This window comes from Actinomycetospora rhizophila (assembly GCF_042657905.1).
GTDB classification, from domain to species: domain Bacteria; phylum Actinomycetota; class Actinomycetes; order Mycobacteriales; family Pseudonocardiaceae; genus Actinomycetospora; species Actinomycetospora rhizophila.
In genome coordinates this window covers 668,406-694,370 of sequence record NZ_JBHSKG010000002.1, presented here as the reverse complement: position 1 = coordinate 694,370, position 25,965 = coordinate 668,406, and the positions used below count along the sequence as shown (strand labels likewise).

Here is a 25,965-nt window from a genome sequence, read left to right as displayed (position 1 = left end):
GGAGACCTACCCGTCGTCCTCCGCGGCGACCAGCGCGAGACCCAGGAGCAGGCGGTCCCGGGCGTCGGCGAGCCGGCGGCCGGTGAGCGTCTCGAGGCGCGCGAGCCGGTACATGACGGTGTTGCGGTGGCAGTACAGCGCGGTGGCGGCGTGCGAGGGCGAACCGTCGGCGTCGAGCACCGCGCGCAGGGTGGCGAGCAGCGTCCCGCGCTCGGCGGCGGGCAGGTCGAGCAGATCGCCGAGGGCGGCCCGGCGCAGGCGGGGCACGAGGTCGGCGGCCTCGGCGAGCAGGGCCTCGGGGAGCCGGTCGTCCAGGTCGGCGACGGCCCCGGCGCCCGCCGGCAGCGTCCGGGCGGCCAGGCGCGCCCAGCGGTAGGCGACGTCGAGCTGGCCGAGGCCGGGCACGGGCGGGGACACGCCCACCGGCCCGGCGGCGTGCGGCGCCAGCACGGCGACGACCTCGCCCGCGCTCTGCGCGCCGACCGCGACACCCACGATCTCCCCCGACCGGACGTGCCAGAACGCGCCGGCGAGCGCCTCGGTGTCCGGCAGCGGGTCGTCCTCACCCGCGGGCGCGACGACCACGACGACCGGGGAGTCGGGGTCCACGTCGAGCAGGCGGGCGGCGTCGAGCGCGGCCGCGGGCTCGTGACCCCGCCCGGCGAGCAGTCCCTCGAGCACCGCCCAGCGCCGGCCGATCTCCACACCGCGCAGCCGGGTCTCCTCGCGGCGGTAGGCGTCGACGAGGCGGTCGGAGCTCGCGTCGAGGATCCGCCACACGTCGTCGGCGACGACGAGCAGCGCGCCGTCGTGCTCGCCGCCGAACCGCTCGCGCGACACCGCCCGCATCCGCTCCCACACCAGCCGCCCGCACTGGCGGTAGGCGCGCAGCACCACCTCGAGCGGCACGCCCTGGCGCGCGCGGCGCCGGCCGGCGTCGACGGTGAGGGCGCCCGCGTCGACGTCGGGCGGGAGGTCACCGGCGAGCTGGGTGAGCAGGCGTTCCAGGCTCGCCCGGCACGTCGAGCGCAGGTCGTCGTGCACCGGGACGCCGAGCACGCCGTACACGTCCTCGCGCTCCAGGATGCGGGCGGTGAGGCGGTCGGCGAGGTCGTCGACCTCCTCGAGCAGCGCCCGGCACAGCGCCGTCAGCGAGTCCCGGGCCGTCCCGGCGGGCGCCACCATCGACAGAGCATGCCGTGCGCGGCGCGGTGGGTCCACGTCACACTTCGTGCTCGCCGCCTCGCCCTGACCGCCGGTCCCGGGCGCCGTGCTCTCAGGCCGAGGTCAGCTTCATCCGCATGGCGCCCGACAACGTCCCCACCCCGTTGAACTGCTCCCACTCGTCGCCGGTGAAGGTCAGTTCCTGGACGACGCCGCCGCTCTGACAGGTCATGTGCGTGGTCGACCCGGCGCGCGAGACCGTCGTCGTGAACTGCGCCATCGAGCCCGCGCTGTCCGCCCACAGGAACACGTTGCCTCGGTCGTAGTACTGCTCCACCGGTTCGACCGCCGACACATCCAGACCGCAGGCGATGTCGACGATCGCGGTCCGGGTGCACACAGGGTCGGTGAAGGTGATCTCGCCCCCGGACTCCATGGCCGTCACCTCGCACCCGAGGGCCGAGGTGCCCAGTCGCTCGCCGGCGACCGGCACGTGAGACGACGAGGAGGACGAGGGCGAGGACGAAGGATCCGGCGCCCCGCCGACTGCTGTGCACAGCGCCACCATCGCGAGCGCGCCGGCGAGCCCCCACCGGGTCTCGCGATCCTTTCCGGCGGACGCCTCCGGCGCCGGAGCGTCGACCGGCGCGTCCGGGAGGGCGTGGCGGCCGGGAGGCGTCGACGCGACGACCGCGAGGACGTCCGTGGGTGCGTCGAGGGCCCACGAAGTGTGGCGGCGGGCGTGCCGGCCGCCGCCCACGGTGGGAGCGGGCCCCGGCGAGGCCGGCGGTGTCCGCATCCCGAGCCGGGCGGCCGAACGCGACGGACGGGCAGGAGCAGGCAAGTGTTGCGGCACGAAGTCCCCCGAACGGACGTGCGATGAGGTCCGGACGGACCTGTCGCTCCGTTCATCGCCCGGCGAGCGACTGCGTTACGAGCGCTTGGGGGACTTCCCCCGCCAGGAGAGCGAGCATGCGTCCAGCGCGCGGACCAGCGGGTCGCCCTCGGCCAGCATCCGCTCCCCCTGCACGACGGCGTGGGCGAGGCGGTCGTCGTCGAGCTGCCGGTACGCGGCGCCCGCCCGGCGGTCGAGCACGTCGTACCAGCACGCGCCCACCGCGTCGTCGAGCAGCACGCGACCGAAGCAGTGGTCGTTGCGGATCACCCACCGGTCGCGGGCCGCCGCCGCGGGCAGCTCGCGGTCGACGAGCTCGCGGTACCGGGCCAGGAGCGCCTCGCGGTCGGCCATGGGCGCGGTTACCCCGGCCGGCGCGGGCCCACGAGCCGGCGCCGGAGATCAGGAGCGCGTCCTCCACCTCGCCGGCGCGACCCCGGGGGAGGACGTGCTCCTGATCACCACGAGTGCCGGCCCCGGCCTCCACGAGCCCGCCCCGTCACGCATTACTGGCTGGTATCGCTCGCCGAGCGAGAGATACCAGCCAGTAACCGCACCTCAGCGCCGCTTGCGCGCCTCGTCCGTCGCCTCGGCCAGTTCGAGGGCCTCGGCCTTCTTCTCCGCGGCCTCGCGCTCGGCGACGACGGCCTCGGACTCCTCCTGCACGCGCGTGCGGCGCGCCTCCTGGGCGTCCTGGTCGATGCGCTCGTGGGCCTTCGCCTCGTCGCGCGCGGCCTGCTCCTTGCGCTGCTGCTCGCGCTCCTGGGCCTGCTGCTCGCGCTGCCGGCGCTCCTGCTCGAGGCGCTCCTTCTGCTCGGCGGTCTGCTCGCGGACCTGCTCGCGCTGCTGCTGGTCGCGCTCGCGGCGCTGCTGCAGCCGGTCGTCGGCCACCTCGCGCCGGGCGTCCGCGGCCCTGTCCCGTTCCGCGGCGTCGGCGCGGCGCTCCACGCGGGCGTCCTTCAGGTGGCCCTGCGCGGCGAGCTCGGGGTCGCCGAGGACCGAGCCGAGCAGGCCGCGCACGGTCGCCTCGACGCTGTCGAAGGCCAGGGTCGGCCCCCACTCGCGGTTGCCGCCGTTGCCGGTCACCTGCGCGAGCAGGTCGACCGGGACCCGGGCCACCCCGAACCCCAGCGACACGACCGTGCGGGGCACTCCTGCCAGCGGTGCCATCTCAGCTCTCCTCCATGTTCTCGATCGCCCGGGCGTCGCGGCGTGCCTGCTCGGCCCGGACCTCCTCGTCCCGGGCGCGGGCCTCGGCCGCGGTGCGCTCGCGCACGGCGTCCGCCTCGTCGCGGCGCAGCTCCTGCTCGCGGGCCTGCGCGACCTGCTCGGTCGCCTGCTTGCGGGTCGCGGTGTCCTGCGCGGCCCGCTGCTCGTCGGCCTGCCGGTCGCGCTCGGCGCGCTCCTCGCGCGCGACCGTCGCGTCCTGCGCGGCCAGCCGCTCGCGCTCGACCGCCAGCTCCTCCTCCTTGGCCCGCGCCTCGGCCTCCTCGCGCTTCTGCTGCGCGAACTCGTCGGCGCGCTTGGCCTCCTTGGCCGTGTCGGCCTTCTCCTGCTGCAGCTCGCCCTCGGCCCGCAGGTCCTGGTTGTCGGTGATCGCGCCGGCCGCCTGCTTCACGGCGCCGGCGACGCGTTGGCCCGCGCGGGTCGCCTTGCTCGACTCGCTGGGATCGGCCATGGGACTCCTCCTCGTACGGCTCGGGACGGCAGGACGCCGTGGTACCCGATCCGCCGCGCGCCTGATCACCCGCGTGGTCGCCCGTGCTCGCCCGTGCGGCGGTGCCGCCGCGTAGGGCGACGGCGGGCCGGGCACGCTCCGGGATGAGCACCACCACCGCGGTCACCCCGCGCGCCCCCGACCCCGAGCAGGTCCGCCACAGCGGCCCGGAGGGTCTGAGCCTGCCCATCCCGCTGCTCGGGACCATCGAGCTCTCGAAGCCCGAGCTCGCCTACGTCGGTGGCATCGCCGGGCTGACGGCGCTGGGCCTGCTGGAGTGGCCGATCGCGCTCGTCATCGCCGGCGGCCACGTCCTCGCCGCCGACCGGTCCAGCAGGACGGTGCGCGACCTGGGTGATGCCATGACGCAGGCGTGAGCGTCACCGCGGGGTCGGCACGCCCTCCCCGCCCGAACGGTGCTCGGCCCGCAGGCGCTTCGCCGCGTCGGCGAGCGAGCGCATCTTGCCGAACGCCGCGTCGCGCGGCAGATACTTCAGCCCGCAGTCGGGGGCGAGCACGAGCTGCTCGGGCGGGATGCGCTCGAAGGCCCGGCGCGCCCGCCCGGCCACGACACCCGGGCTCTCCACCGCCGGGTCGGACAGGTCGAGCACCCCGAGGATGATCGTCTTGTCGGTGAGGTCGGTGAGCACCCCGAGGTCGAGGCCGGACTGCGCCGACTCGATGGAGATCTGCTTCACCGGCGACCCCGCCAGCTCGGGCAGGAACGAGTAGCCCTCGGGGCGCTCGTGGATGATCGCCGCGTAGCCGAAGCAGATGTGCACCGCGGTGGTGCCGGTGATCCCGTCGAGCGCGGCGTTGAGGGCCTCGAGCCCGTAGGCGCGCGCCGCGTCGGGCCGCGCCTGCATGTAGGGCTCGTCGATCTGCACGACGTCCGCACCCGCGGCGAAGAGGTCGCGGATCTCGGCGTTGACCGCCGCGGCGTAGGCCATGGCCGCCGCACCCGGGTCCCCGTAGTGGTCGTCCTGGGCCTGCTGGGACATGGTGAACGGCCCGGGCACGGTCATCTTGATCGTGTGGTCGGTCGCCGCGCGCAGGAAGTGCAGGTCGTCGACCTGGACCGGCGCCGGCCGACTGATCGGCCCGGTGATGCGAGGGACCGGGTTGGGGTGCCCGCTGCGGTCCAGCGCCGTGCCGGGGTTGTCGACGTCGACGCCCTCGAGCGCGGTGGCGAAGTGGTTCGAGTAGCTCTCCCGGCGGATCTCGCCGTCGGTGAGGACGTCGAGCCCCGCCCGCTCCTGCGCGCGGACCGCCAGCAGCGTCGCGTCGTCCTGGGCCTGGTCGAGGAGCTCCGGCGCCACCCGCCACAGCTCCTTCGCCCGCACCCGGGGCGGGAAGCGGTCGGCGAGCCGCGCGCGGTCGATGAGCCAGTCGGGCTGGGCGTAGCTGCCGACGAGCGAGGTGGGCAGGAGGGGGAGCGTCGCCATCGGGGGTCCTCTCAGCGGGGCTGCAGCACGAAGTCGTAGGCGGCCTCGCACCACGGGACGTCACTGTGGCCGCCGTCGGGCGTCGGGCCCGGGTCGCGCTCGGTGAACGTGACGACGAGCTCGCGCTTGACGCCGAACACGACGTCGCTGTCGAGGTACTGCGCACCCTCCCGGAACAGGTGGGTGATCAGCGGCTCGAAGCCCGGCACGTTGAGCAGGAAGTGCACGTGGGCGGGCCGGTAGTGGCTGATCTCGGTCTGGGAGATCAGGCGCCCGACCGGCCCGTCCATGGGGATCGCGTAGCCCAGCGGGGCGATGGTGCGCACGCAGTAGGTGCCGTCCTCGCGCGCCGTGTACTTCCCCCGCAGGCGGGCCTCGTCGACGTCGAGCTGGGACTCGTAGGCGCCGTCGGAGTCGGCCTGCCACACGTCGAGCACCGCACCCGGGATCGGCGACCCGTCGAGCGACCGGACGGTGCCGTGGACCCAGAGCGGCGTGCCGGGCAGGCCGTCGGACATGTCCGCGCCGTACCCGAGCTCCGGCGAGCCCTCGATGTGGAACGGGCCGAGCACGGTCGCGGGTGTCGCGCCTTCGGCGAACCGGTGGTTCTGCTGCACGACGAGCATCGAGAGACCGAGGACGTCGGAGGCGAGGATGAACTCCTCGCGCTTGTCGTCGCTGATCTGCCCGACCTCGGTGAGCCAGCGCACCGCGGCCATCCACTCCGCCTCGGTCAGGCGGGTCTCGCGCGCGAACGCGTGCAGGTGGCGGACGAGCGCGGTCAGCAGCTCGGCGGTCCGCGGGTCGTGCGCCGTGCCCCAGCGGGACGCGGCGAGGTCGGTGATCGTGTCCTCGGTGACGACGGTGGGGGTGACCGGCTGCGCCATCGCGAGCCCTCCAGTGGTGGCTAGAAGCTTTCCGGGACGTACGGATCAGGATCGACCGGCCGGTTGTTCAGGTCCACCGACAGGAAGATGTCGTTCGCGACCGGGTGGCGCAGCTCCTCGGCGAGCTGGCCGATCAGCCCCGCGGTGCGGGCGAGGAGCGCGAACGCGCGCAGCAGCTCCAGCGGCAGCCCGAGATCGGCCAGCGCCGCCCCGCACACACCGGCGCCGTTGAGCGGCAGCGTCTTCCCGAGCACCTCGGGGTGCACCCGCCCGATCGCGGCGAACAGCGCGAGGTGGGGGCCGGTGACACCCTCCTCGGCGGCGATCGCCATGAGTCGCGGCGTGCGGGGGTCGCCGTCCTTGTGGACGTGGTGGCCCAGGCCGGGGACGAACCTCTTCGCCTCGCGCTGCGCGCGGACCGTCTCCAGCGCCAGTGCGTCCCACCCGGCGTCGTCGGTCGGCAGCTGCTCCTGGGCCGCGAGCACGTCGTGCAGGAAGCGCCCGCAGTCCTCGGTGACGCCGAGGAACCGCGACCCCCCGGCGAGCAGGCCCGCGGCGAGCGCGCCCTGCACGGAGTCGGGCGCCGACAGGTGGGTCAGCCGGCTGATGATCGCGGTCGGCGTGTAGCCGTGGTCGGCCAGCGCGGCGAGGACCGCCTCGAACACCCGGGTCTCCCCCGGCGTCGGACGGCGCTGGGTCGCGAGCCAGAACGCCAGCTCGCCGAAGGAGACCTCGCCCATGACGTCGTTCGCGAGGTCGTGGCCGAGCAGGGTGATCGTGTCCTTGGAGGCGGCACCCAGCGCCGTCGGGTACTCAGGCATCGGTGCTCAGCCACTTCCGGAGCTCGGCCCCGTGCTCGTCGAGCTCGGGCGGCGGCAGCTCGTAGGTCACCGGGGTGTCGGAGAAGCGGATCGGGTTGCGGGTGGTCGGCACCTCGCGGTCGCCCTCGCCGACGGGCACCACGGGGTCGAGGCCGAAGCGCTCGGCGATGGCGAAGCCGCCGGCGACGCTGTTGATCGGCCCGGCCGGCACGCCCGCGGCGACGAGGAGGTCGAACCACTCGTCGGCGCCCTTGGCCGACAGCGCCTCGACGAGGATCGGGCGCAGCTCGTCGCGGTGCTCGGTGCGGTCGGCGTTGCGCACGAAGCGGGGGTCGTCGGCCAGCTCGGGCATGCCGAGGACGCCGCACAGCTTGCGGAACTGGCCGTCGTTGGCGGCCGCGACGATGAGGTCGTTGTCGGCGGTGGGCAGCGGCTCGTAGGGCACGACGCTGGGGTGGGCGTTGCCCATGCGGGTCGGGACGACGCCGCCCGCCGCGTAGGCCGAGCTCTGGTTGACCATCCCCGACATCGCCGAGGCGAGCAGCGAGAGCTCGACGTGCTGGCCGCGGCCGGTGGCGTCGCGGTGGCGCAGCGCGGCGAGGATGCCGATGAGCGCGTCCTTGCCCGCCATCACGTCGAAGATCGAGATGCCGGCGCGGAACGGCGGTCCGTCAGGCGCGCCGGTGAGGCTCATCAGGCCGGACACCGCCTGGACCATGAGGTCGTAGCCCGGGACGTGGCCGCCGCCGGTGGAGCCGAAGCCGGAGATCGAGGCGTAGACCAGGCCCGGGTTGTCGGCGGCGACCGACGCGTAGTCCAGCCCGTACTTGGCCATGCCGCCGGGTCGGAGGTTCTCGATGAGGACGTCGGCGCGCCGCGCGAGCTCCTTGGCCACCGCGACGTCGGCCTCGTCGCGCAGGTCGAGCGCGATCGAGCGCTTGCCGCGGTTGATCCCGAGGTAGTAGGTCGACGTCTCGCCGCGGGTCGGCGGCATCCAGGTGCGCGTCTCGTCGCCCTGCGGCGACTCGACCTTGATCACCTCGGCGCCCAGGTCCGCCAGCAGCATCGTGGCGTAGGGCCCGGCCAGCACGCGCGAGAAGTCGGCGACGAGGAGCCCGGCGAGCGGACCGCCTCCCGAGCCCTGCGCGGTGGGGTCCTCCGGCGCCATGCGTCCTACCTCTCCGTCCGCTCTACGGACACGTGTCCGTGTTCGAGGGGAGCCTGCTCCGCGGCGACCGAGATCGTCAAGTCCGGGGGGCCGGCGACGTCTCGACGACGCGCAGCGCCGCCACCGGGCAGACCGCGGCCGCACCGCGGGCGGCGTCCTCCAGCCCGGCGGGCAGGTCCCGGCCCTCGTAGTGGTGGGTCAGGTAGCCGTCGTCGTCGAGCTCGAAGACCTCCGGGGCGCGCTCCTCGCACTGCCCGTGTCCCTCGCACCTGTCGTAGTCCGCCTCGATGCGCATCGTCCGCCTCCCTGCCGCCCCGGTCAGTCGGTGTGCACCGTGACCGGGACCGAGGCGAACGCCCGGATCAGGTTGTTGAGCGCGCGCTCCGGCTCGCCGACCTCGAAGCGGCGCACCGTGCGGGCCAGCGCGGTGAGCAGCGCGGCGATCTCCAGCTTGGCCAGCCCCTGCCCGGCGCACCCGTGCTCGCCGAAACCGAACCCGAGCTGCTCGAGCGCGTCGGGGCGCGCCACGTCGAAGCGGTCCGGGTCGGCGAAGTGCCGCTCGTCGCGGTTGGCCGACGCGTAGAGCACGAGCACCCGGGAGCCCGCGGGCACGGCGACGCCGCCGATCTCGGTGTCCTGCGCCGCGAGCCGCCCGAACCCGCGGATCGGCGACTCGAGCCGCACGACCTCCTGCACCGCGTTCGGGATGAGCTCGGGCTCCGCGCGCAGCCGGTCCCACTGCTCGGGGTGCGCGCCGAAGAGCCAGATCGCGCTGCCGACGGCGCTGATCGTGGTGTCGAGCGAGGGCGCGAGGTAGTCGAGCATGAGCATCATGGCCTGCTCGTCGGTGATCTCGCCGCCGTCGCGCGCCTCGAGCACGCCGGCGCCGAGGCTGCCGGGCAGCACCCCGCCCTCTCGCACCAGGCGGGCGCCGTAGGCGGCCATCTCGCCGCACTGCGGCAGGGCCGCCTCGGTCCGGGCGTTGAGCGGGCCGAAGGAGTCGAAGTTCGCGCCGGCCCAGCGCAGCAGGTGCTCGCGGCCCTCCTCGGGCCAGCCGATGAAGTCCGGCACGATCGACAGCGGCAGGGCGCGGGCGAGGTCGCCGACCGCGTCGAACGACCCGCGGGCCACGAGGTCGGCCACGAGGGCGTCGGCGGCGTCGGTGACGACCTGGCGCATGGGCCGCAGCGCGCGCGGGGTCAGCCGGTGCGCGACGATCCGCCGCAGGTGGGCGTGGCGCTCGCCGTCGCTGGCCAGCGTGCAGCCGAGGATCGCCGCGTTGGCGGGCTCGTTGAGCGCGATGCCGTCGGCCGACCGGAACACCTCCGGGGTGGCCAGCACGTGCTTGGCGTCGTCGTAGCGCGCCACCGCGTAGGCGCCGTGGGCGCTCAGCCACACCGCGGGCCCGAGGTCGCGCAGGGCGCGGTAGTGCTCGTAGGGCTCGCGCAGCGCCTCGTCGGCGTAGATGTCGGCGTCGAAGTGCGGTGCGGTCGCGACGGTCGTCATCGGCGGCGGCATCCCCCGGTCACAGTGGCGGACAGGTGTCCGCTGGACGAACGACCTTCACCGACGGGGCGTGGCGGTGTCAACCGCTGCCGGCCCGTCCACGAGCCTCAGCGGCGGCGACCAGCCGGCGCAGCAGGGCCGCGGCCGCGTCCAGCTCGTCGTCGGCCACCTCGTGGTCGCGCCCGGGCTGGACGCGCAGCTCGACCTCGGCCCCGCGCGCGCGGAGCGCGGCGCACATCTCCTCGGTGGCCGCGAGCGGCACCCACGCGTCGGCGTCGCCGTTGGTCGCGAGGACGGGGAGCCCCTCCAGCGGGCGGGGATCCTCCGCGGGCGGCGTGCGGTCGGTCCCGGGCGGGCCCGCGGCGGCGCCGGTCCAGATCAGGGCGCCCGCCCAGCGCCGGGGGCGCCGCAGCAGGTGGTCGGCGACGAGGCAGGCTCCCTGGGAGAACCCCGCGAGCACCGTCGAGCGGGCGTCGTGGCCGTGGGCGGCGAGGGCGTCGGCGAGCCCGTCGACGACGTCGGCGGCGCGGTCGCGCTCGGCGAGGGTCTCCTCGGGCGGGTCGTGGACGCGCCCGGCGTACCAGGTGCGGCCCGGCGCGGCCGGGAGGACCCAGGTGACCGCGCCCTCGGGCAGGCGCGGCGCGAGCCTGCCGACCACGTGCTCGTGCATCCACGCCGGGTCCTGGTCACGGCCGTGCAGCAGCACGACGGCGAGCGCCGCGGTGCCCGGCGGGGCCCCGAGGACCGCCACCCCGGGCTCCTGCAGCGCGTCGGCCCGAGCCGTCATGCGGACCCCTCCGTCATGGCACCGACGGTAGGGCACGGGCGTGCGCCCCGTCGTGATCTCGACGGGCCGGGCCGGCCCCGTGCGTCCTCGCGCTCGGCGCCGGCCCGGCGGTGGCCGCCGAGCCCGTCGTTCGGGAACCGGAAGACAGGCTGCGGAGGCCCTCGCCGCTCACTAACGTCGCCGCGGAGCAGCAGCCGCCACGAGGAGGTCCCGTGTCCCACATCCGCGGTTCCCACCACACGACGCTGTCGGTGAGCGGCGCCCAGGAGGACGTCGACTTCCACGTCGGCACGCTGGGCATGCGCTTCATCAAGCGCACCGTGCTCTTCGACGGCTCGCTGCCGATCTACCACCTGTACTACTCGAACGCGGCGGGCGACCCGTCCGCGGTGCTGACGACGTTCCCGTGGCGCCAGGCCGGGCTCGTCGGGCGCCGGGGCACCAACCAGGCCCGCGAGGTGCTGCTCGCCGCGCCGGCCGACTCGCTCGACTTCTGGGAGCGGCGGCTCACCGAGCACCGCGTCGAGGTCACCAGCACCGAGGTCTTCGACCGGCGCCGCCTGGAGTTCCGCCACCCCAGCGGCATCGAGTACGCGCTGGTCCCCGTCGACGGCGACCCGCGCGTCGGCCACCCCGGCCGGGGCGTGCCGCCGGAGTACGCGATCCACGGCATCCACGGCACCGGCATCCACGTCGCCACCCCCGAGCGCATGGTCGAGTTCTCCGAGGAGGTCTTCCACTCCCAGGGCAAGCTCGTCGAGGACGGCGACCGCGCGGCCTACCAGGTCGGGCAGGACAGCCACGGCAACCACGTGGAGCTGATCGCCGACAACTCCGACGACCAGGGCACCTGGCGCTACGGCGCCGGGACCTTCCACCACGTGGCCTGGAACCTGGAGACCCTCGAGAACCAGGACGACCTGAAGTTCGAGATCGAGGGCAACGGCTACACCGACATCTCCGAGCTCAAGGACCGCAAGTACTTCAAGTCGGTCTACGTGCGCACCCCGGGCGGTGCGCTGTTCGAGCTGGCCGTGACGCACGCCGAGGGCGGCTGGACCTGCGACGAGTCCCCGCACGAGCTGGGCACGCGCTTCCAGCTGCCCGAGCAGTTCGAGCACCGCCGCGACGAGATCTTCTCGAAGCTCGAACCGATCGAGGCGCCCGCGGACCCCGACGAGGAGGAGTCCTGACCGACCAGCTCGTGCGCGTCAGGAGGCCGGCAGCGTCCGCCGCGGCAGCGCGGCGCGGCGGGCGAAGTCGGCGGAGATGTCGCCGGCGGCCTGCAGCAGCAGCGGCAGGTGGTGGCCCACCAGGTGGTCGACCGACGTCTCCGCCGCGTGGCAGTTGACGTTGACGCCGGCGATCACCCGCCCCTCGCCGTCGCGCAGGGGCGCGGCCACCGACCGGATGCCCGCGGCCAGCTGCTCGTCGGTGAGCGCCCAGCCGCGGGCGCGCACCTCGCGCAGCACCGCGTCGCGCTCCTCGGGCTCGGGCCGCCAGCGCGGGGTCAGGCCCGACCGGGTCGGCTCGGCGAGCACCCGCTCGAGCTCGTCGGGCGGCAGCGCGGCGAGCTGGACCTTGCCCAGCGACGTCGGCAGCGCCGGGAACCGCGTCCCGATCTGCACGCTCAGCGCGACGATCTTCGGCACGGCGACGCGCGCGACGTAGACGATGTCCGAGCCGTCGAGCTGGGCGATCGAGCACGACTCGCCGGTGCGCTCGACGAGGCGCTCGAGGTGCGGGCGCGCCACCTCCCAGAGCCCCAGCGCGTCGACGTAGGCCACGCCGAGGTCGAGCACGCGCGGGGTGAGCACGAACCCGCGCTCGACCGCCCGGACGTAGCCGAGCTCGGCGAGCGTGAGCAGGATGCGGCGCGCGGTCGGGCGGGCGAGCCCGGTCGCGGCCGCCACCTCGGCCAGGGTCATCACCGGGCGCGCGGCGCCGAACGCGGTGATGACGTCGAGCCCGCGCGCCAGGGCCTCGATGAAGTCGGGCCCCGCTCCGTCTCGCGGCACGGCGACTCCCTCCCTCGCGACGCGGTCGGCCGGACTGTAGCCGCTGCGACCGCTGGGCGGACAGCACGACCACCGCGGTCCCCACGGCGTCGCGCACGCAGGTCGTTGACAACGTGACCATCTCGGGACGAGGGTGACCCACGCCATCCGACCGTCTGCCGGACGTCCGTCCGCCGTCGAGCCACCGATCGAGGAGCGCTCCATGAGCCAGCCCGCCGCCGAGCGGCGTCCCGTCGTCCTGCGCGGCGGCACGGTCATCACCGTCGACGACGCCCACACCGTGCTCGAGGGGCACGACGTCCTCGTCGTCGACGGCCGCATCGCGGCGATCGGCGTCGACCTCGAGGTCCCGGCCGGCACCGACGAGATCGACGCCCGCGGCGGCGTCGTCATGCCCGGCATGATCGACACCCACCGCCACATGTGGCAGACGGCGCTGCGCGGCTACGGCGCCGACTGGACGCTCACCCAGTACTTCGTCTGGAACTACCTCGACCACGGGCGGCGGTTCCGCCCCGAGGACATCCACGCCGGCGACCTGCTCGCGGCCCTCGAGGCGATCGAGGCGGGCGTCACCACGTGCGTGGACTGGTCGCACAACCTGCAGACACCCGAGCACGCCGACGCCGCGATCGACGCGCTGGCCGCCGTGCCCGGCCGCTTCCTGCTCGCCTACGGCAACATCCAGGACGCGCCCGCGAACTGGACCGCGAGCCCCGGGTTCCGCGACGTCCTCGAGCGGCGCCGCGGCGACGTCGAGGGCTTCCAGCTCGCCTTCGACGTCACCGGCGACCCGACCTTCCCCGAGAAGCCCGCGTTCGAGGTCGCCCGCGAACTCGGGCTGCCCGTCACCACCCACGCCGGGGTGTGGGGCGCGACCAACGACGACGGCATCCGCCTCATGCACGAGCACGGGTTCATGGGCCCGGAGACGGTCTACGTGCACGCCGCGACCCTGTCCGCGGACTCCTACCACCGGATGGCGGCCACCGGCGGCTCGGTGTCGGTGTCCACCGAGAGCGAGCAGAGCGCCGGGCAGGGCTACCCGCCCTCCTGGGTGCTGCGGACCCACGCCATCCCGATGTCGCTGTCGATGGACACCTCGATGTGGTGGAGCGGCGACCTGTTCTCCGCCATGCGCTCGACGCTGAGCGCCGACCGCTCCCGCGAGCACCTCGAGGCGCACGCCAAGGGCGAGACCGTCACCCACCACGCCCTGCGCGCCGAGCACGTGGTCGACATGGCCACCATGGGCGGCGCCCGCGCCCTGGGCCGCGAGGCCGAACTCGGCAGCATCGAGGTGGGCAAGAAGGCCGACCTGGTCCTCGTCCGCAACGAGCACTCGCCGGTGGGCTTCCCGGTGCTGCACCCCTACGGGCACGTCGTGTTCCAGGCCCAGCGCGGCGACGTCGAGGCCGTGCTGATCGACGGCCGGATCGTCAAGCGCGACCACCGCCTCGTCGGCGTCGACCTCGCGGCCGCCCGCCGCACGGTCGAGCGGACCGTCGACCACCTGCGCGGCGAGCTCGGCGAGGACGCCTGGCGCCAGGGGATGAACCCCGACATCCCGGAGACCAAGGTCCTCGACAACCCGTACACCTACACCGAGTACCGCTCGGCCTCGACGCACGGCGCCTGAATCCCCCGAGGGCGCTGACGCGCACCGGCCCCCGTCCCGGGTCCTCCGGGCCGGGGGCCGACGTGTTCACCACCTGGTACATCCCGCCGGCGTGGTGTACTCGGTCGGTGGCGGCTGGCGGGGACACGCGGCAACGGGATCCGGAACGCACCCGCGCGGAGATCCTCGCGGTGGCCACCGAGGAGTTCTCCGCCCGCGGTCTGGCCGGCGCCCGCGTCGACGAGATCGCCGCGAAGACCCGCACCACCAAGCGGATGCTCTACTACTACTTCGGCAGCAAGCAGGGCCTCTACCTGGCGGTGCTGGAGCGGGCCTACCGCGGCATCCGCTCGCTGGAGCAGGGCGTGGACGTCGAGCACCTCCACCCCACGGCCGCGATCCGCGCGCTCTCCGACGTCACCTTCGACCACCACGAGGCCCACCCGGACTTCATCCGCCTGGTCAGCATCGAGAACATCCACCACGCCGAGCACCTGCGGACCTCGTCGGTCCTGTCCGGCCTGGCCGCGCCCGCGGTCGACGTCCTCGACCGGATCCTCGCCCGCGGGCGGGCGTCGGGGCTGTTCCGCGACGACGTCGACGCCGTCGACGTGCACATGGTCATCAGCGCGTTCTGCATCTTCCGCACCGCCAACCGGCACACGTTCGCGGCGGTGTTCGACCGGGACATGCTCGACCCCGCCCGGCGCGACCACTACCGCCGCATGCTGGGCGAGCTCGTCGTCGAGTACCTCACCGCCCACGTCGGGCGCGACTGACACGCCCTTGACACCGCGTGACGGCTAACTCACCATCCGGTACGTAACCAAACGGTACATTCGCGGCCCGCTCGCGGATGTCGTGCACCGCCGCACGAGCCGGGAGCCCGCCCATGACGACGCAGCCCGCGATCACCGCCCAGCCCCGCAAGGCCGCGCTGGCCGCCTGGATCGGCAGCGCGCTGGAGTACTACGACTTCTTCATCTACGGCACCGCCGCCGCGCTGGTGTTCGACGACGTGTTCTTCCCGTCGTCGAGCCCGGCCACCGGGACGCTGCTCGCGCTCGCGACGTTCGGCGTCGGCTACGTGGCGCGCCCGCTCGGCGCGATCGTGCTCGGCCACATCGGCGACCGCGTGGGCCGCAAGCGCGTGCTCGTCGCGACGATCCTGCTGATGGGCGTGTCGACCTTCGCCATCGGCTGCCTGCCCAGCTACGAGACCGCCGGCGTGGTCGCGCCGGTCCTGCTCGTCGTCGCGCGCCTGGCCCAGGGCTTCTCGGCCGGCGGCGAGCAGGCCGGCGCCAGCTCCATGACCCTCGAGCACGCCCCGGACGGCCGGCGCGCGTTCTTCACCAGCTTCACCCTCGGCGGCACGCAGGCCGGCCTCGTCCTCGCGTCGGCGGTGTTCCTGCCGTTCGCCGCGCTGCCCCAGGAGGACCTCCTGAGCTGGGGCTGGCGGGTGCCGTTCTGGCTGAGCGTGGTGGTCGTGGTCGCGGGCCTCGTCATCCGCCGCACGCTCACCGAGACCCCGGTGTTCGCCGAGACCGACACCACCCAGGACGGCGCACCCCTCGTCGTGCTGCTGCGCCGGCACTGGGCGGCCGTCCTGCGCGTCGTGCTCGCCGCGCTCGTGTCGTCGGTCAGCACGCTCGTCAGCGTGTGGGCCCTCTCGTTCGCCACCGGCGACCGCGACCTCTCCCGCACCGCGATGCTCTGGGTCGGCATCCTCGCCAACATCGTCGCGCTCGCCGCGATCCCGCTGTGGGCCCGGCTGGCCGACCGGATCGGGCGCCGGCCGGTGTTCATCGGCGGGGCGCTGGCCAGCGGCGTCGCCTTCGCGCTCTACCTGTGGTCGATCTCGTCGGGCGGCTACGTGCTGGTGTTCCTCACCGGCATCCTGCTGTCCGGGATCGTCTACAGCGCCTCCAACGGCGTGTGGCCCGCGCTCTACGGGGAGATGTTCCCGACCCGCGTCCGCCTCACCGGCGTGGCCCTGGGGACGCAGATCGGGTTCGCCATCGGCGGGTTCGTCCCGACGATCGCCGCGGCCATCGCGGGCGACGGCCCGAACGGCTGGGTCCCGGTCGCCGTCCTCGGCGGCGTGCTGTGCCTCGTCGCCGCGGCGTCGGCGGCGACCGCCCGCGAGACCGCGCACGTGCCGACCGCGCAGCTCGAGACGTTCCACGACGCACCCGTGGCCGCATCCCGGTGAGGTCCCCGAACGGCGCCGTCGTCACGACCTCGCGGGTCCTGGTCGGCCTCGTCGGGTCGGGCATCGGCCCGTCCCTCACGCCGGCGCTGCACGAGCGCGAGGGCGACGCGCAGGGGATGCGCTACCTCTACCAGCGCCTGGACCTCGACGAGCTCGGTCTCGGGGCCGGCGAGGTCGGGCGCGTGCTCGACGCGGCCCGCCTCGCCGGGTTCCGCGGCCTCAACCTCACCCACCCCGTCAAGCAGACCGTGCTGCCCCACCTCGACGGGCTTTCCGCGGACGCCGCCGCGCTGGGCGCGGTGAACACCGTCGTCCTCTCCCCCGACGGCCGCGCGACCGGCGACAACACCGACTGGTCGGGGTTCGCGACGGCCCTGCGCCGCGGGCTGCCGGACGCCGCGCTCGAGCACGTCGTGGTCCTCGGGGCCGGCGGAGCGGGGGCGGCCGTGGCGCACGCGCTGGTCCGGCTCGGGGTCGGTCACCTCACCGTCGTCGACGCCGACCCCGGGCGCGCGACGGCGCTGGCCGCGGGGTTGCCGTCGGCCGCGGCGGTGCCGGTGGCGGCACTGGCGACCGTGCTCGCGGCCGCGGACGGGCTGGTGCACGCGACCCCCACGGGGATGCGCGCGCACCCCGGCTCACCCGTCCCCGCCGAGCTGCTCGACCCGCGCCTCTGGGTCGCCGACGTCGTGTACCGGCCGCTGGAGACCGAGCTGGTGCGCGCGGCCCGGGCCCGCGGGCTGCGGGTGCTCGACGGCGGCGGCATGGCCGTCTTCCAGGCCGTGGACGCGTTCCGGCTCTTCACCGGTGTGGAGCCCGACGCCGACCGGATGCTCGCGCACTTCGCCGAGCTGGTCGCCGTCTCCCCCTGACCCGTCCTTCCAGGAGGTCGCCGTGCCCCGTCACGCCCTCGCCACCGTCTGCCTCTCCGGACTGCTCGAGGACAAGCTGGCCGCGGCCGCCGCAGCGGGCTTCGACGGCGTGGAGATCTTCGAGCCGGACATGCTCGGCTCCCCCGAGCGACCCGCGGAGATCGCCGCGCGGTGCGCCGACCTCGCCTCGCGATCGAGCTCTTCCAGCCCGTCCGCGACGTCGAGGCGCTGCCGCCCGACGACTTCGCGGCCGTGCTCGCTCGCCTCGACCGCAAGTTCGCGGTGATGGAGCAGCTCGGAGTGCGCACCGCCCTCGTGTGCTCGTCGGTGCACCCGCGGGCGGTGGACGACGACGACCTCGCCGCGGCCCAGCTGCACGAGGTCGCCGCGCGGGCGGCCGACCGGGGTCTGCGGCTCGCGTACGAGGCGCTGGCGTGGGGCCGGCACGTGAACACGTGGGACCGGTCGTGGCGCATCGTCGAGGCCGCCGACCATCCGGCGCTGGGCGTGTGCCTCGACAGCTTCCACATCCTGTCGCGCGGCGGCGACCCCGCGCCGATCCGCGACGTCCCCGGCGAGAAGGTCTTCTTCGTGCAGCTCGCGGACGCCCCGGAGCTCGCCATGGACGTGCTGCCGTGGAGCCGGCACCACCGGCTCTTCCCGGGGCAGGGCTCCTTCGACCTCGAGACGTTCACCGCCGCCGTCGCCGCCGCGGGCTACACCGGGCCGTGGTCGCTGGAGGTGTTCAACGACGTCGTGCGCCAGGCCGACCCGTGGCGCGCGGCCCGCGACGCGCGGCGGTCGCTGCTGGCGCTCGAGGAGGCGGTCGGCGCCCCGGCCGCCGGCCTGCCGTCGCGGCCGCCCGTGCACGGCCCGGCGTTCGTGGAGCTCGCGGTCGACCCCGCGACCGCGGACGAGGTCGGCACGGTCCTGCACGCGCTCGGGCTCGACGCCACCGGCCGCCACCGCACCAAGCCGGTGACGCTGTGGGAGGCGGGCGACGCGCGGGTGGTGGTGAGCGAGGAGCCGGTGTCGACCACCTCGGTCGCCGGCCTGGCCGTGCGCACCGACGACCCGGAGGCGCTGGCGTCGCGGGCGGAGGCGTTGCTCGCGCCGCGCCGGCCCCTGCCGCACGCCGCGGACGAGGCCGACCTGCGCGCGGTCGCGGCGCCCGACGGCTCGCTGCTGCTGTGCTGCCCGCGCCGCCCGCAGCCGGGCCGGCCGGACTTCTGGCCCGGCGACTTCGTCCCGACCGACGTCCCACGGCGTCCCGGGCACGTCGAGGGCATCGACCACGTCGCGCTGACCCCGCCGTGGGACGACGTGGGCGAGACCTCGCTGTTCCACCGCGCCGTGCTGGGCCTCGGGCCGGTCGGCGAGTGGGAGGTCGCCGCGCCCTTCGGGCTGGTGCGCAGCCGCCTGCTCGGCGGCGGCCCGCTGCGGATCGTGCTGTCGTCCTCGGTGGTGCGCCGCGGGGGCTGGTCGCCCGGGGTGCCGGCGCCGCAGTCGCTGGCGCTCGCCGTCGACGACGTGCTCGCCGTCTCGCGGGCGGCGGCCGCGGCCGGGGTACGGCTGGTCGACGTCGGCCCCAACCACTACGACGACCTCGTCGCCCGCGGCTGGGTCGACGAGGACACCGCCGCCGAGCTGCACGCCCACCGCGTCCTGCTCGACCGCGACGAGCACGGCGAGTACCGGCACGTGGTCACCGAGGTGCTCGGTGGGCGGGTGTTCCTCGAGGCCGTGCAGCGCATCGGCGGCTACCGCGGGCACGGCGCGGCCGACGCCCCGGCCCGGATGGCGGCGCACCGCCGGGCGCGGGCGGCGGATCAGTCCTCGGGATCGACGCCGGCGTAGGCGTGGGCGAACCAGCGGCGCAGCAGCGGGTCGCGCTGCAGCGACGACACCCAGCCCTCGCGCAGCCCCAGGCCGAAGCCGTCGCGCGCATCCCCTGCGCCGGGCGGGGCGGTCATGATCCGCAGGAACCAGTCGGAGAACGCCTGGGTGCGCCAGATCGCGGGCAGGCGGGTGGCGCTGTAGCGCTCGGTACGCGTGGGGTCGGCGTCCGGGCCGAACCGCTCGATCAGCCCGTGGGCGAGCTCGACGGCGTCGAAGATCGCGAGGTTCATGCCCTTCCCGCCCGCGGGCGTGATCAGGTGCGCGGCGTCGCCCACGAGGAAGACCCGCCCGTGCTGCATCGGCGTCGTCACCCGCGTCCGCAGGTCGAGCACGTCGACCTCGGGCAGCTCGACGCCGTCGAGGGAAGCGCCGAGACGCCGGCCGACCTCGTCGCGGATGCGGTCGTGCGGCCAGTCGGCGGGCGACTGGTCGCCGGGGACCTCGAGGTAGAGCCGCGTGACCTCCGGCAGCCGGCGCATGTGGGCGGCATAGCCGCGCGGGTGGGCGGCGTAGATGGTGTGGTCGACCAGCGGGGGCATCGCGGCGCTGATCACGAGGAAGCGCTGGGGATGACGACGGTCGTGCTGGGTGACGACGCCAGCCAGCGACCGCGCCACCGCGCTCCCCGCGCCGTCGCACCCGATCACCACCTCGGCCTCCAGCTCGCGCGGCCCGTCGGGGCCGGTGGCGTGGACCGTGGCGCCCTCCGCGTCCTGCTCGACGCCGGTGACGCGGTGACCGAACAGCACCTCGCCGCCGCGCTCGAGCAGCGACGTCGCCACCCGGTCGACGAGGGCGTGCTGGGGGAACACGTAGTGCGGGCGGCCCCCGGTCAGGGCGCCGTAGTCGACGAGCACCGACTCGTCGGCGGTGCGGAACTCGCAGCGGTGGTTCTCGGCCGCGAACTCCAGCACGGTGTCGCCGAGCCCCTCGGCGGTCAGCAGCTGCACGGTGCGGTACTCGACGATGCCGGCCTTGGGCAGCTTCCCGAGCTCCTCGCGAGGCTGGGACTCGATGACCGTCGTGGCCACACCCGCCCGCTGCAGCAACCACGCGAGGATCAGCCCCGCCGGCCCGGCCCCCACGACGACCACGTCCGTCCGCACCCTGCCAGCCTCGCCCGCGGCGGGCCCGGTCCGCAGCGCGACTCCCGGCGAGCGGGAAGAAGATCGCCCGCCGGGCCGGGGTCACACGGCGCGCCGTCGCCACGGGTCACCGGGAGGTGGGTGGGCCTCGCGGCGTCGCCACGAGTCGATGTCGCGGGGCCAGTCGTCCTGATCATGACAGGTGCTGTCAGCGTCGGCCCGCTCCCACCAGGGCGGATCGAGCTCGGGCGAGCGCACCGACCAACGATGACCGGACGGGGAGGTCCAGACGATCACCGGCGCGCCGCCGCCATCCGGGTCGGGAGCGAGCGCCGCCGACCACTCCCCGTGGGTCTTCACCCGGTGATGTCGCCGGCAGGCGGGCTTGAGCTTGTCGGCGCGCGTCGGCCCGGCGCCGCCGCCGGGGCGGTGGTGCTCGTAGGGCGCGACGTGGTCGAGGTCGCAGCGCGACGCGGGCACCCGGCAGCCGGGCGCCGCGCACGTCATGTCGCGGGCGCGCACGAGGTCCTGCATCGCGGCGGGTGGTCGGTAGCGCCGGGCGTCGAGATGTGACGCGGTGCCGGTGACGGGGTCGGTGAGCAGGCGCCGCCACCACGCCTCGGGATGGCTCGCCCGGCGCCGCGCCATGGCCGCGGGGATCGGGCCGTGGCCCTCCAGCTCGCCAGGGCGGTCGGAGAACCCGGCCAGCACGTCCCACCCGATCGTCACCCGCACCTCGGTGCGTACCGGCGACCGCACCCGTCGCCGCACACCGCGCACCGGGTCGCGCGCGTCATCGGGGTCCTCGGGGTTCTCGCCGGTCGTGTCGCCGGCGGTCGTGTCGCCGGCGGTCGTGTCGCCGGCGGTCGTGTCGCCGGCGGTCGTGTCGCCGGCGGTCGTGTCGCCGGCGGTCGCGTCCCCGTCGGCCGCGTCCCCGCCGGCCGTCTCCCCGCCGCTCGGGTCGTCGGCCGGGTCGCCCGCCCCGTCCTCCCTGCCCTGGTCTCCCGGATCTCCCCCGTGGCACGCGCCGTCGCCGAGGGCGCCGGACGCAATGGCACCGTCGAGAAGGAGATCGCGGGCGGTGTCGCCGCGCTTCTGCTCCATGTCGCGCGGCGCGCCGTCCGGGGCGTCGCCCGCACGACGCGCGATGGCGTCGACGACGCTGTAGACCCCGCGGGCCTCGTCGGCGGGCAGGCGGAGCTGGAGCACGCCGGTGGCGCCGTGGTCGTCGGACCAGTAGCGCAGCCCGCGCTTCTTCTCCGCCTGCTCGGGCCGGCGTCGGATCATGTCCGGGGCGAGGCGGGTGATGATGCGTCGCACGAGGTCGCGCAGCTGGGTCGGCGTGCGGTCGCGGTGGGGCCGCGACCAGAGCTCGGCGTCGACCATCCGGGCCGTCTCCGGGTCGCAGGTCTCGGTCTGCTCGAGCAGCACCCGCGCGTGCCCCAGCGAGATCAGCCCCTCCTCGAGCGCCGCAAGGGTGCGGGGCAGGCGGTCGACCAGGGCCTCGGCCTGGAAGAGCCGGATCTCGCCGGTGCGCGGGGCGACGCGCGCCAGGGTGGCGACCTCCATCGCCACGGACTCGGACACCAGCTCGCCCCGCCCGGCGCCGCGGACCCGCGCCTGTCGCGCCTGCAGGTACTCCGCCGTCTCGCGGTGGAGCCGGCCGGTCGCCCAGTTGACGAGCGCCTCGTACCCGGCGAGCCGCTCGGCCGCGTCGTAGCCCTCGTCGACGGCGAGGTCGACGGGCTCGGAGGCCTCCAGGGCCGCCGCCAGCTCGGGCCCCGGGGCCCACTCCGACCAGAGGGGCGCAGCGGAGGGACGTGGCTCCTCGGCCACCGCCGTCCATCCACTGTCGAACACGTGTTCGATGATACCAGTCACAACGTCTCCGCGGGTGTCACCGCCGAGAGCGGCCCGCGTTGGAGGAGATGGCGGCGCGGTGCCGGCGGTGACCGCCGGGCGCTCACTCGCGGCGCTCGGTGGGAGTGGGCGTCGAGGCCAGTTGGTCTCGACTGGAGAGCGGTGGGCACCTCGACGGCCATCCGCGGTGTCGATCGGCGTCGGCCGACGGGCGACCCCCGAGCAGGGTGCGCCGATCGGCGTTAGGGTCCGGGCCAGCACGTGGTTGCGCCTAGGGTTCCGCCCGCCTCCCGTCGCCCAGCCCACAACCAGGGACGGCCGGGGTCTGGACCGAGCGGCGCCACGGCCGCCCCCGACCCACGGTCCGGGCCGGTCGACACCTGACGGGAGAGAAGCCCCGAGGGCTCCTGTTCGACGTGCCCGCCTCCGGACGGGCAGCGACACCAGGGAGCCTCCTCGGTGACACCCGCCATCACTGCCCTCACCCTGCTCGCCGCGGTCCTGCACGCGACGTGGAACGCCGTCGCGCACGGCGTGCCCGACCGTCTCGTGGGGTTCGCCCTCATCGGCACGACGTACGTCGTCATCGGCGGCGGTGCCGCGCTGGTGCTCGGGCTGCCGCCGGCCGCGGCGTGGCCCGCGATCCTCGCCTCGGCGGCGGTCCACGTCGTCTACACGCTGCTGCTCTGGTGGAGCTACCAGCTCGGCGAGTTCAGCCAGGTCTACCCCGTGGCGCGCGGCACGGCGCCGTGGGTGGTCGCGCTGGTCGAGATCGCGCGCGGCGAGGACGTGCCGGCGCTGCAGCTGGTCGGGATCGGCGTCGTCTCGCTCGGCCTGCTGAGCCTCGCCCTCGACGGCGGGCGGCTCTCGCGCGCCACGCTCCCCGCCCTCGGGGCGGCGCTGGCCACGGGCGTCAGCATCGCCACCTACACGGTCGTCGACGCCACGGCGGTGAGCACGACGCCGGTGCCGGTCTACGCGGCGTGGATGTTCCTGCTCCAGGGCCCCGTGATGCCGCTCGTCGCCGCGGCACGACGCGGACGGGGCCTGCTGACGCAACGCCGGGGCGTCGTGCTCGCCGGGCTCGGCGGCGGCGTGGTGTCCCTCGCGGCGTACGGGCTGGTGCTCGTCGCGCAGACCAGCGGGGCCACCGCCGCGGTCGCCGCGCTCCGCGAGACCAGCATCGTCTTCGGGGCCCTCATCGGCGCGGTCTTCCTCGGCGAGCGCCTCGGTCGCGGCCGGGCGATCTCCGCGGCGGTCGTCGCCCTCGGGATCGTGCTGGTCGACCTCTGAGGCGTAGCGTCCCGACGACCATGACCGCCTACAGCCAGGGTCACGCGGCGAGCGTGCTGGCGTCCCAGACGTGGCGGACGGTCGCCAACTCGGCCGCCCACCTCGCCCCGCACCTCGAGGCCGGCGCGCGGGTGCTCGACGTGGGCTGCGGCTCGGGGACGATCACCGTGGACCTCGCCCGGCGGGTGGCGCCCGGCGAGGTGGTCGGCGTCGACATCGACGACGCGACGCTGACGAAGGCCCGCGCACACGCGGCGGGCGTCGACAACGTCCGCTTCGTCACGGGGGACGCGTACGACCTCCCCGACGGCCCCTTCGACGTCGTGCACGTCCACCAGGTCCTGCTCCACCTCACCGACCCCGTCGCCGCGCTCCGGGAGATGCTGCGTGTCGTCCGCCCCGGCGGGCTCGTCGCCGCCCGCGAGTGCGACTACGCCGCCATCGCCCTGTGGCCGCACGACCCGCGTCTCGACCGCTGGCTCGCGATCTACCGGGGTGTCGCGCACGCCCACGGCACCGAGCCCGACGCGGGCCGCCGCCTGCTGGCGTGGGCGCACGCGGCGGGCGCCGCCCACGTGACCCCGAGCGCGTCGATCTGGTCGTTCGCGACGCCCGACGACCGTGCCTGGTGGGGCGGGCAGTGGGCGGAGCGCATCGTCGCCTCGACCATCGCCGAGCGCGCCGTCGACGGCGGCTTCGCGACGCGGGACGAGCTCGCGGACATCGCCGAGGCCTGGCGCACGTGGGCCGCCCACCCCGACGGCTGGTTCAGCATCCCTCACGGCGAGGTGCTGATCCGCCGGGCTAGCGACGCAACGTAGACGAGGGCGTCTCCCCGAACCGCGCCCGGTACGCGGCGGCGAACCGGCCGAGGTGCGAGAACCCGTGACGCATCGCGACCGCCGCGACACCCTCGCCGGGCTCGGCGGCGAGCAGGTCCTCGCGCGCGGCCTCGAGGCGCCGGCCCCGCAGGTAGCCCATGGGCGTGGTGCCCAGCTCGCGGCGGAAGGCGGCGTGCAGGGCCCGCTCGCTGGTGCCGGCGCAGGCGGCGAGGTCGGCGACGGTGAGCGTGCTGTGGTGGGCGGACTCGACGAGGTCGAGCACCCGGCGCAGCACCCGCCGCGGGGCGGGCGGGGACCGGCGGAAGATCCGCTCGCGGTGGTTGTGGCGCGTGCCCAGCAGCAGCGCGGTGACCACGGCGTGCTCGACCTCCCCCGCCAGCACCGCCGGGACCTGCCCCGGCGAGTGCGCGAGCAGCGCCCGCAGGCTCGCCACCGCCCCGATCACGGCGCGCCCGCCGCCGTCGACGTCCAGCCCCGGCTCGAACACCAGCGGCGTGTCGGGGACGTCCTCGACGAGGCCCCGCAGGCCGCGCTCGAGGCGCTCGCGCTCCATCGCGACCATGAACTGCTCGGTCCCCGGGCGCCACCGCATGTCGACGCGCTCGGCGTAGTCGAGGACGACGCCGCGCGCCCGGTCGCCGACGACGCTGCGCCCGGAGGCCGCGAAGGAGACCGCCCCGCGCGGGACGAAGCTGATCGTCACCCACGGGATCGGCGGGGTGCAGGTGACCGTCACGGGCGCGCGGTAGCGCGACCGCAGCACGCCGACCCCGCCGACGCGCCGCCACGACACCGCGGCGTCGAAGTCCTCGACGTGGTCGTCGACGGTCATCGTGTGCCCGCACCCGAGGAACTCCATCGTCCGCGACCGCGCCTCCGCGGGGCGCGCGGTGCGGACGTCGACGGTGTCGGCGCCGAGCTCGGGGCGCGCCAGGTCCTCGGTGAACGCGACTGACATCCCTGCTCCCCGCCAGAGAGGGATCCGCTGCAGGAACCGGCCGACGACGGCGGTCAGCGGATCGTGCCGGACGCGGCGCACTTCCTAGTGTCCGCACTCACATCCTGACAGGAGGATCCATGACCGTCACCGACGTCGACCCCTCCACACCCGCCATCCGGAAGCGCGACGCCGGCAGCGGCGAGATCGCGTACCGCCGCGCGGGGCAGGGGCACCCGGTGCTGCTGCTGCACTCCGCGGGCGGCGCGAACGAGTGGGGCCCGCTGCAGCTGGGGCTCGCCGGCGTCGGCGACCTCGTCGCCCCCGACCACCCCGGGTTCGGCCTGTCCGACGACCTCCCCGAGCTGCACACCGTCGACGACCTCGTCTACCACTACCTCGACCTGCTCGACGGCCTCGGCCTCGACCGGGTCGACGTCGTGGGCGTGTCCTTCGGCGGCTGGGTGGCCGCCGAGCTCGCGATGCACTCCCCCGAGCGCGTCCGGCGCCTCGTGCTCGGGGCGGCGGTCGGCCTGCGGATCCCCGAGGCGCCGATCGCGGACCTGTTCCTCATGAACCCGCCGCAGCTGATGCGCGCGCTGTTCCACGACGAGGCCCTGGTGACCGCGGCGCTGTCGGCGGAACCGACCACCGACCAGATCCTCGCCACCTACCGCGACCTCGGCGCCCTCGCCCGCTTCGGCTGGCACCCGTTCCTCAACGACCCGAAGCTCGAGCGCCGCCTGCACCGCATCACCGCGCCGACCCTCGTGCTCGCCGCGGGCGAGGACCGCCTGGTCCCCCGCGCGCACGCCGAGCGCTACGCCGCGCGCATCCCGCACGCCCGGATGCAGGTCGTCGAGGACTGCGGGCACGCCCTGCACGGCGAGCGGCCCGCCGAGGTCACCGCCGCCGTCGTCGAGCACCTGGGGAGCTGAA

26 protein-coding genes are annotated in these 25,965 nt (G+C 75.1%); 10 read left to right on the top strand and 16 right to left on the bottom strand.

Annotated features, from left to right (window positions below; translation table 11 throughout):
- Nucleotides 1-6: 6 nt before the first annotated feature.
- From ACFPK1_RS07185 to ACFPK1_RS07165, 5 genes are all read right to left on the bottom strand, one after another.
- Nucleotides 7-1,185, bottom strand: coding sequence for a PucR family transcriptional regulator (locus ACFPK1_RS07185; protein ID WP_378020207.1), 1,179 nt, complete (start codon nt 1,183-1,185; stop codon nt 7-9).
- A gap of 91 nt (nt 1,186-1,276) precedes the next feature.
- Entirely contained in the window at nt 1,277-1,600 is a 324-nt protein-coding gene (locus ACFPK1_RS07180; RefSeq protein WP_378020206.1) for a hypothetical protein, read from the bottom strand.
- Between the two features lie 495 nt (nt 1,601-2,095).
- On the bottom strand, nt 2,096-2,413 hold the full coding sequence (locus tag ACFPK1_RS07175; protein WP_378020205.1) for a hypothetical protein: 318 nt from the start codon (nt 2,411-2,413) through the stop codon (nt 2,096-2,098).
- A gap of 204 nt (nt 2,414-2,617) precedes the next feature.
- The gene (locus ACFPK1_RS07170; protein WP_378020204.1) at nt 2,618-3,229 is read right to left on the bottom strand and encodes a hypothetical protein; all 612 of its coding nucleotides are present in this window, start codon (nt 3,227-3,229) and stop codon (nt 2,618-2,620) included.
- 1 nt (nt 3,230) lies between these two features.
- Nucleotides 3,231-3,737, bottom strand: a complete 507-nt coding sequence (locus ACFPK1_RS07165) for a hypothetical protein (protein WP_378020203.1) — start codon at nt 3,735-3,737, stop codon at nt 3,231-3,233.
- Between the two features lie 143 nt (nt 3,738-3,880).
- Here ACFPK1_RS07165 and ACFPK1_RS07160 point away from each other — a divergent pair, with 143 nt between their 5' ends.
- Nucleotides 3,881-4,153, top strand: a complete 273-nt coding sequence (locus tag ACFPK1_RS07160; protein WP_378020202.1) for a hypothetical protein — start codon at nt 3,881-3,883, stop codon at nt 4,151-4,153.
- Nucleotides 4,154-4,156: 3 nt separating this feature from the next.
- Here ACFPK1_RS07160 and ACFPK1_RS07155 read toward each other — a convergent pair whose 3' ends face one another.
- The 7 genes from ACFPK1_RS07155 to ACFPK1_RS07125 all read right to left on the bottom strand — a co-directional run bounded on the left by ACFPK1_RS07155 (nt 4,157) and on the right by ACFPK1_RS07125 (nt 10,390).
- The gene (locus ACFPK1_RS07155; protein WP_378020201.1) at nt 4,157-5,221 is read right to left on the bottom strand and encodes a 5-methyltetrahydropteroyltriglutamate--homocysteine methyltransferase; all 1,065 of its coding nucleotides are present in this window, start codon (nt 5,219-5,221) and stop codon (nt 4,157-4,159) included.
- Between the two features lie 11 nt (nt 5,222-5,232).
- Nucleotides 5,233-6,108, bottom strand: coding sequence for a dioxygenase family protein (locus tag ACFPK1_RS07150; RefSeq protein WP_378020200.1), 876 nt, complete (start codon nt 6,106-6,108; stop codon nt 5,233-5,235).
- A 20-nt stretch (nt 6,109-6,128) separates the two neighbouring features.
- The gene (locus ACFPK1_RS07145) at nt 6,129-6,929 is read right to left on the bottom strand and encodes a citryl-CoA lyase (protein ID WP_378020199.1); all 801 of its coding nucleotides are present in this window, start codon (nt 6,927-6,929) and stop codon (nt 6,129-6,131) included.
- On the bottom strand, nt 6,922-8,097 hold the full coding sequence (locus tag ACFPK1_RS07140) for a CaiB/BaiF CoA transferase family protein (protein WP_378020198.1): 1,176 nt from the start codon (nt 8,095-8,097) through the stop codon (nt 6,922-6,924). The genes ACFPK1_RS07145 and ACFPK1_RS07140 overlap by 8 nt, the downstream gene beginning before the upstream one ends.
- A gap of 76 nt (nt 8,098-8,173) precedes the next feature.
- The gene (locus ACFPK1_RS07135) at nt 8,174-8,392 is read right to left on the bottom strand and encodes a ferredoxin (RefSeq protein ID WP_378020197.1); all 219 of its coding nucleotides are present in this window, start codon (nt 8,390-8,392) and stop codon (nt 8,174-8,176) included.
- 23 nt (nt 8,393-8,415) lie between these two features.
- Nucleotides 8,416-9,603, bottom strand: coding sequence for a cytochrome P450 (locus tag ACFPK1_RS07130; RefSeq protein WP_378020196.1), 1,188 nt, complete (start codon nt 9,601-9,603; stop codon nt 8,416-8,418).
- Nucleotides 9,604-9,682: 79 nt separating this feature from the next.
- On the bottom strand, nt 9,683-10,390 hold the full coding sequence (locus tag ACFPK1_RS07125; protein ID WP_378020195.1) for an alpha/beta hydrolase: 708 nt from the start codon (nt 10,388-10,390) through the stop codon (nt 9,683-9,685).
- 212 nt (nt 10,391-10,602) lie between these two features.
- On the opposite strand from ACFPK1_RS07125, the gene ACFPK1_RS07120 reads away from it, so the two are divergent.
- The gene (locus ACFPK1_RS07120) at nt 10,603-11,583 is read left to right on the top strand and encodes a VOC family protein (protein WP_378020194.1); all 981 of its coding nucleotides are present in this window, start codon (nt 10,603-10,605) and stop codon (nt 11,581-11,583) included.
- A gap of 18 nt (nt 11,584-11,601) precedes the next feature.
- Here ACFPK1_RS07120 and ACFPK1_RS07115 read toward each other — a convergent pair whose 3' ends face one another.
- On the bottom strand, nt 11,602-12,408 hold the full coding sequence (locus tag ACFPK1_RS07115) for an IclR family transcriptional regulator domain-containing protein (protein ID WP_378020193.1): 807 nt from the start codon (nt 12,406-12,408) through the stop codon (nt 11,602-11,604).
- 202 nt (nt 12,409-12,610) lie between these two features.
- Here ACFPK1_RS07115 and ACFPK1_RS07110 point away from each other — a divergent pair, with 202 nt between their 5' ends.
- The 5 genes from ACFPK1_RS07110 to ACFPK1_RS07090 all read left to right on the top strand — a co-directional run bounded on the left by ACFPK1_RS07110 (nt 12,611) and on the right by ACFPK1_RS07090 (nt 18,967).
- Nucleotides 12,611-14,047, top strand: a complete 1,437-nt coding sequence (locus tag ACFPK1_RS07110) for an amidohydrolase family protein (RefSeq protein ID WP_378020192.1) — start codon at nt 12,611-12,613, stop codon at nt 14,045-14,047.
- A 107-nt stretch (nt 14,048-14,154) separates the two neighbouring features.
- Nucleotides 14,155-14,805, top strand: coding sequence for a TetR/AcrR family transcriptional regulator (locus ACFPK1_RS07105; RefSeq protein WP_378020191.1), 651 nt, complete (start codon nt 14,155-14,157; stop codon nt 14,803-14,805).
- Nucleotides 14,806-14,918: 113 nt separating this feature from the next.
- Complete coding sequence (locus ACFPK1_RS07100) at nt 14,919-16,238, top strand: MFS transporter (RefSeq protein ID WP_378020190.1); 1,320 nt, start codon at nt 14,919-14,921, stop codon at nt 16,236-16,238.
- Nucleotides 16,235-17,110, top strand: a complete 876-nt coding sequence (locus tag ACFPK1_RS07095; RefSeq protein WP_378020189.1) for a shikimate dehydrogenase — start codon at nt 16,235-16,237, stop codon at nt 17,108-17,110. Before ACFPK1_RS07100 ends, ACFPK1_RS07095 begins: the two co-directional genes overlap by 4 nt.
- 171 nt (nt 17,111-17,281) lie before the next feature.
- Nucleotides 17,282-18,967, top strand: a complete 1,686-nt coding sequence (locus ACFPK1_RS07090) for a sugar phosphate isomerase/epimerase and 4-hydroxyphenylpyruvate domain-containing protein (protein WP_378020188.1) — start codon at nt 17,282-17,284, stop codon at nt 18,965-18,967.
- On the opposite strand, the gene ACFPK1_RS07085 is transcribed toward ACFPK1_RS07090, so the two are convergent.
- Nucleotides 18,940-20,115 carry an FAD-dependent monooxygenase gene (locus ACFPK1_RS07085; RefSeq protein WP_378020187.1) on the bottom strand — a complete coding sequence of 392 codons (1,176 nt, stop codon included), beginning with the start codon at nt 20,113-20,115 and terminating at the stop codon, nt 18,940-18,942. The two genes, ACFPK1_RS07090 and ACFPK1_RS07085, sit on opposite strands and share 28 nt — an antisense overlap.
- Before the next feature lie 81 nt (nt 20,116-20,196).
- The gene (locus tag ACFPK1_RS07080; protein WP_378020186.1) at nt 20,197-21,954 is read right to left on the bottom strand and encodes an HNH endonuclease signature motif containing protein; all 1,758 of its coding nucleotides are present in this window, start codon (nt 21,952-21,954) and stop codon (nt 20,197-20,199) included.
- 459 nt (nt 21,955-22,413) lie between these two features.
- On the opposite strand from ACFPK1_RS07080, the gene ACFPK1_RS07075 reads away from it, so the two are divergent.
- A complete protein-coding gene (locus ACFPK1_RS07075) occupies nt 22,414-23,247 on the top strand; it encodes an EamA family transporter (RefSeq protein ID WP_378020185.1) in 834 nt (277 codons plus the stop codon).
- A 20-nt stretch (nt 23,248-23,267) separates the two neighbouring features.
- Nucleotides 23,268-24,068 carry a class I SAM-dependent methyltransferase gene (locus ACFPK1_RS07070; RefSeq protein WP_378020184.1) on the top strand — a complete coding sequence of 267 codons (801 nt, stop codon included), beginning with the start codon at nt 23,268-23,270 and terminating at the stop codon, nt 24,066-24,068.
- Here ACFPK1_RS07070 and ACFPK1_RS07065 read toward each other — a convergent pair.
- Nucleotides 24,052-25,047 (bottom strand): helix-turn-helix transcriptional regulator, encoded by a 996-nt coding sequence (locus tag ACFPK1_RS07065; protein ID WP_378020183.1) that lies wholly within the window; start codon nt 25,045-25,047, stop codon nt 24,052-24,054. The two genes, ACFPK1_RS07070 and ACFPK1_RS07065, sit on opposite strands and share 17 nt — an antisense overlap.
- A gap of 119 nt (nt 25,048-25,166) precedes the next feature.
- On the opposite strand from ACFPK1_RS07065, the gene ACFPK1_RS07060 reads away from it, so the two are divergent.
- Nucleotides 25,167-25,964 (top strand): alpha/beta fold hydrolase, encoded by a 798-nt coding sequence (locus tag ACFPK1_RS07060; RefSeq protein ID WP_378020182.1) that lies wholly within the window; start codon nt 25,167-25,169, stop codon nt 25,962-25,964.
- Nucleotide 25,965: the final 1 nt, after the last annotated feature.

Excerpts from the sequence above, each read along its gene's own strand:
- ACFPK1_RS07185 (WP_378020207.1), bottom strand. The coding sequence starts at position 1,185 with ATGGTGGCGCCCGCCGGGACGGCCCGGGACTCGCTGACGGCGCTGTGC.
- ACFPK1_RS07180 (WP_378020206.1), bottom strand. The coding sequence starts at position 1,600 with ATGGAGTCCGGGGGCGAGATCACCTTCACCGACCCTGTGTGCACCCGG.
- ACFPK1_RS07175 (WP_378020205.1), bottom strand. The coding sequence starts at position 2,413 with ATGGCCGACCGCGAGGCGCTCCTGGCCCGGTACCGCGAGCTCGTCGAC.
- ACFPK1_RS07170 (WP_378020204.1), bottom strand. The coding sequence starts at position 3,229 with ATGGCACCGCTGGCAGGAGTGCCCCGCACGGTCGTGTCGCTGGGGTTC.
- ACFPK1_RS07165 (WP_378020203.1), bottom strand. The coding sequence starts at position 3,737 with ATGGCCGATCCCAGCGAGTCGAGCAAGGCGACCCGCGCGGGCCAACGC.
- ACFPK1_RS07160 (WP_378020202.1), top strand. The coding sequence starts at position 3,881 with ATGAGCACCACCACCGCGGTCACCCCGCGCGCCCCCGACCCCGAGCAG.
- ACFPK1_RS07155 (WP_378020201.1), bottom strand. The coding sequence starts at position 5,221 with ATGGCGACGCTCCCCCTCCTGCCCACCTCGCTCGTCGGCAGCTACGCC.
- ACFPK1_RS07150 (WP_378020200.1), bottom strand. The coding sequence starts at position 6,108 with ATGGCGCAGCCGGTCACCCCCACCGTCGTCACCGAGGACACGATCACC.
- ACFPK1_RS07145 (WP_378020199.1), bottom strand. The coding sequence starts at position 6,929 with ATGCCTGAGTACCCGACGGCGCTGGGTGCCGCCTCCAAGGACACGATC.
- ACFPK1_RS07140 (WP_378020198.1), bottom strand. The coding sequence starts at position 8,097 with ATGGCGCCGGAGGACCCCACCGCGCAGGGCTCGGGAGGCGGTCCGCTC.
- ACFPK1_RS07135 (WP_378020197.1), bottom strand. The coding sequence starts at position 8,392 with ATGCGCATCGAGGCGGACTACGACAGGTGCGAGGGACACGGGCAGTGC.
- ACFPK1_RS07130 (WP_378020196.1), bottom strand. The coding sequence starts at position 9,603 with ATGACGACCGTCGCGACCGCACCGCACTTCGACGCCGACATCTACGCC.
- ACFPK1_RS07125 (WP_378020195.1), bottom strand. The coding sequence starts at position 10,390 with ATGACGGCTCGGGCCGACGCGCTGCAGGAGCCCGGGGTGGCGGTCCTC.
- ACFPK1_RS07110 (WP_378020192.1), top strand. The coding sequence starts at position 12,611 with ATGAGCCAGCCCGCCGCCGAGCGGCGTCCCGTCGTCCTGCGCGGCGGC.
- ACFPK1_RS07100 (WP_378020190.1), top strand. The coding sequence starts at position 14,919 with ATGACGACGCAGCCCGCGATCACCGCCCAGCCCCGCAAGGCCGCGCTG.
- ACFPK1_RS07070 (WP_378020184.1), top strand. The coding sequence starts at position 23,268 with ATGACCGCCTACAGCCAGGGTCACGCGGCGAGCGTGCTGGCGTCCCAG.
- ACFPK1_RS07065 (WP_378020183.1), bottom strand. The coding sequence starts at position 25,047 with ATGTCAGTCGCGTTCACCGAGGACCTGGCGCGCCCCGAGCTCGGCGCC.
- ACFPK1_RS07060 (WP_378020182.1), top strand. The coding sequence starts at position 25,167 with ATGACCGTCACCGACGTCGACCCCTCCACACCCGCCATCCGGAAGCGC.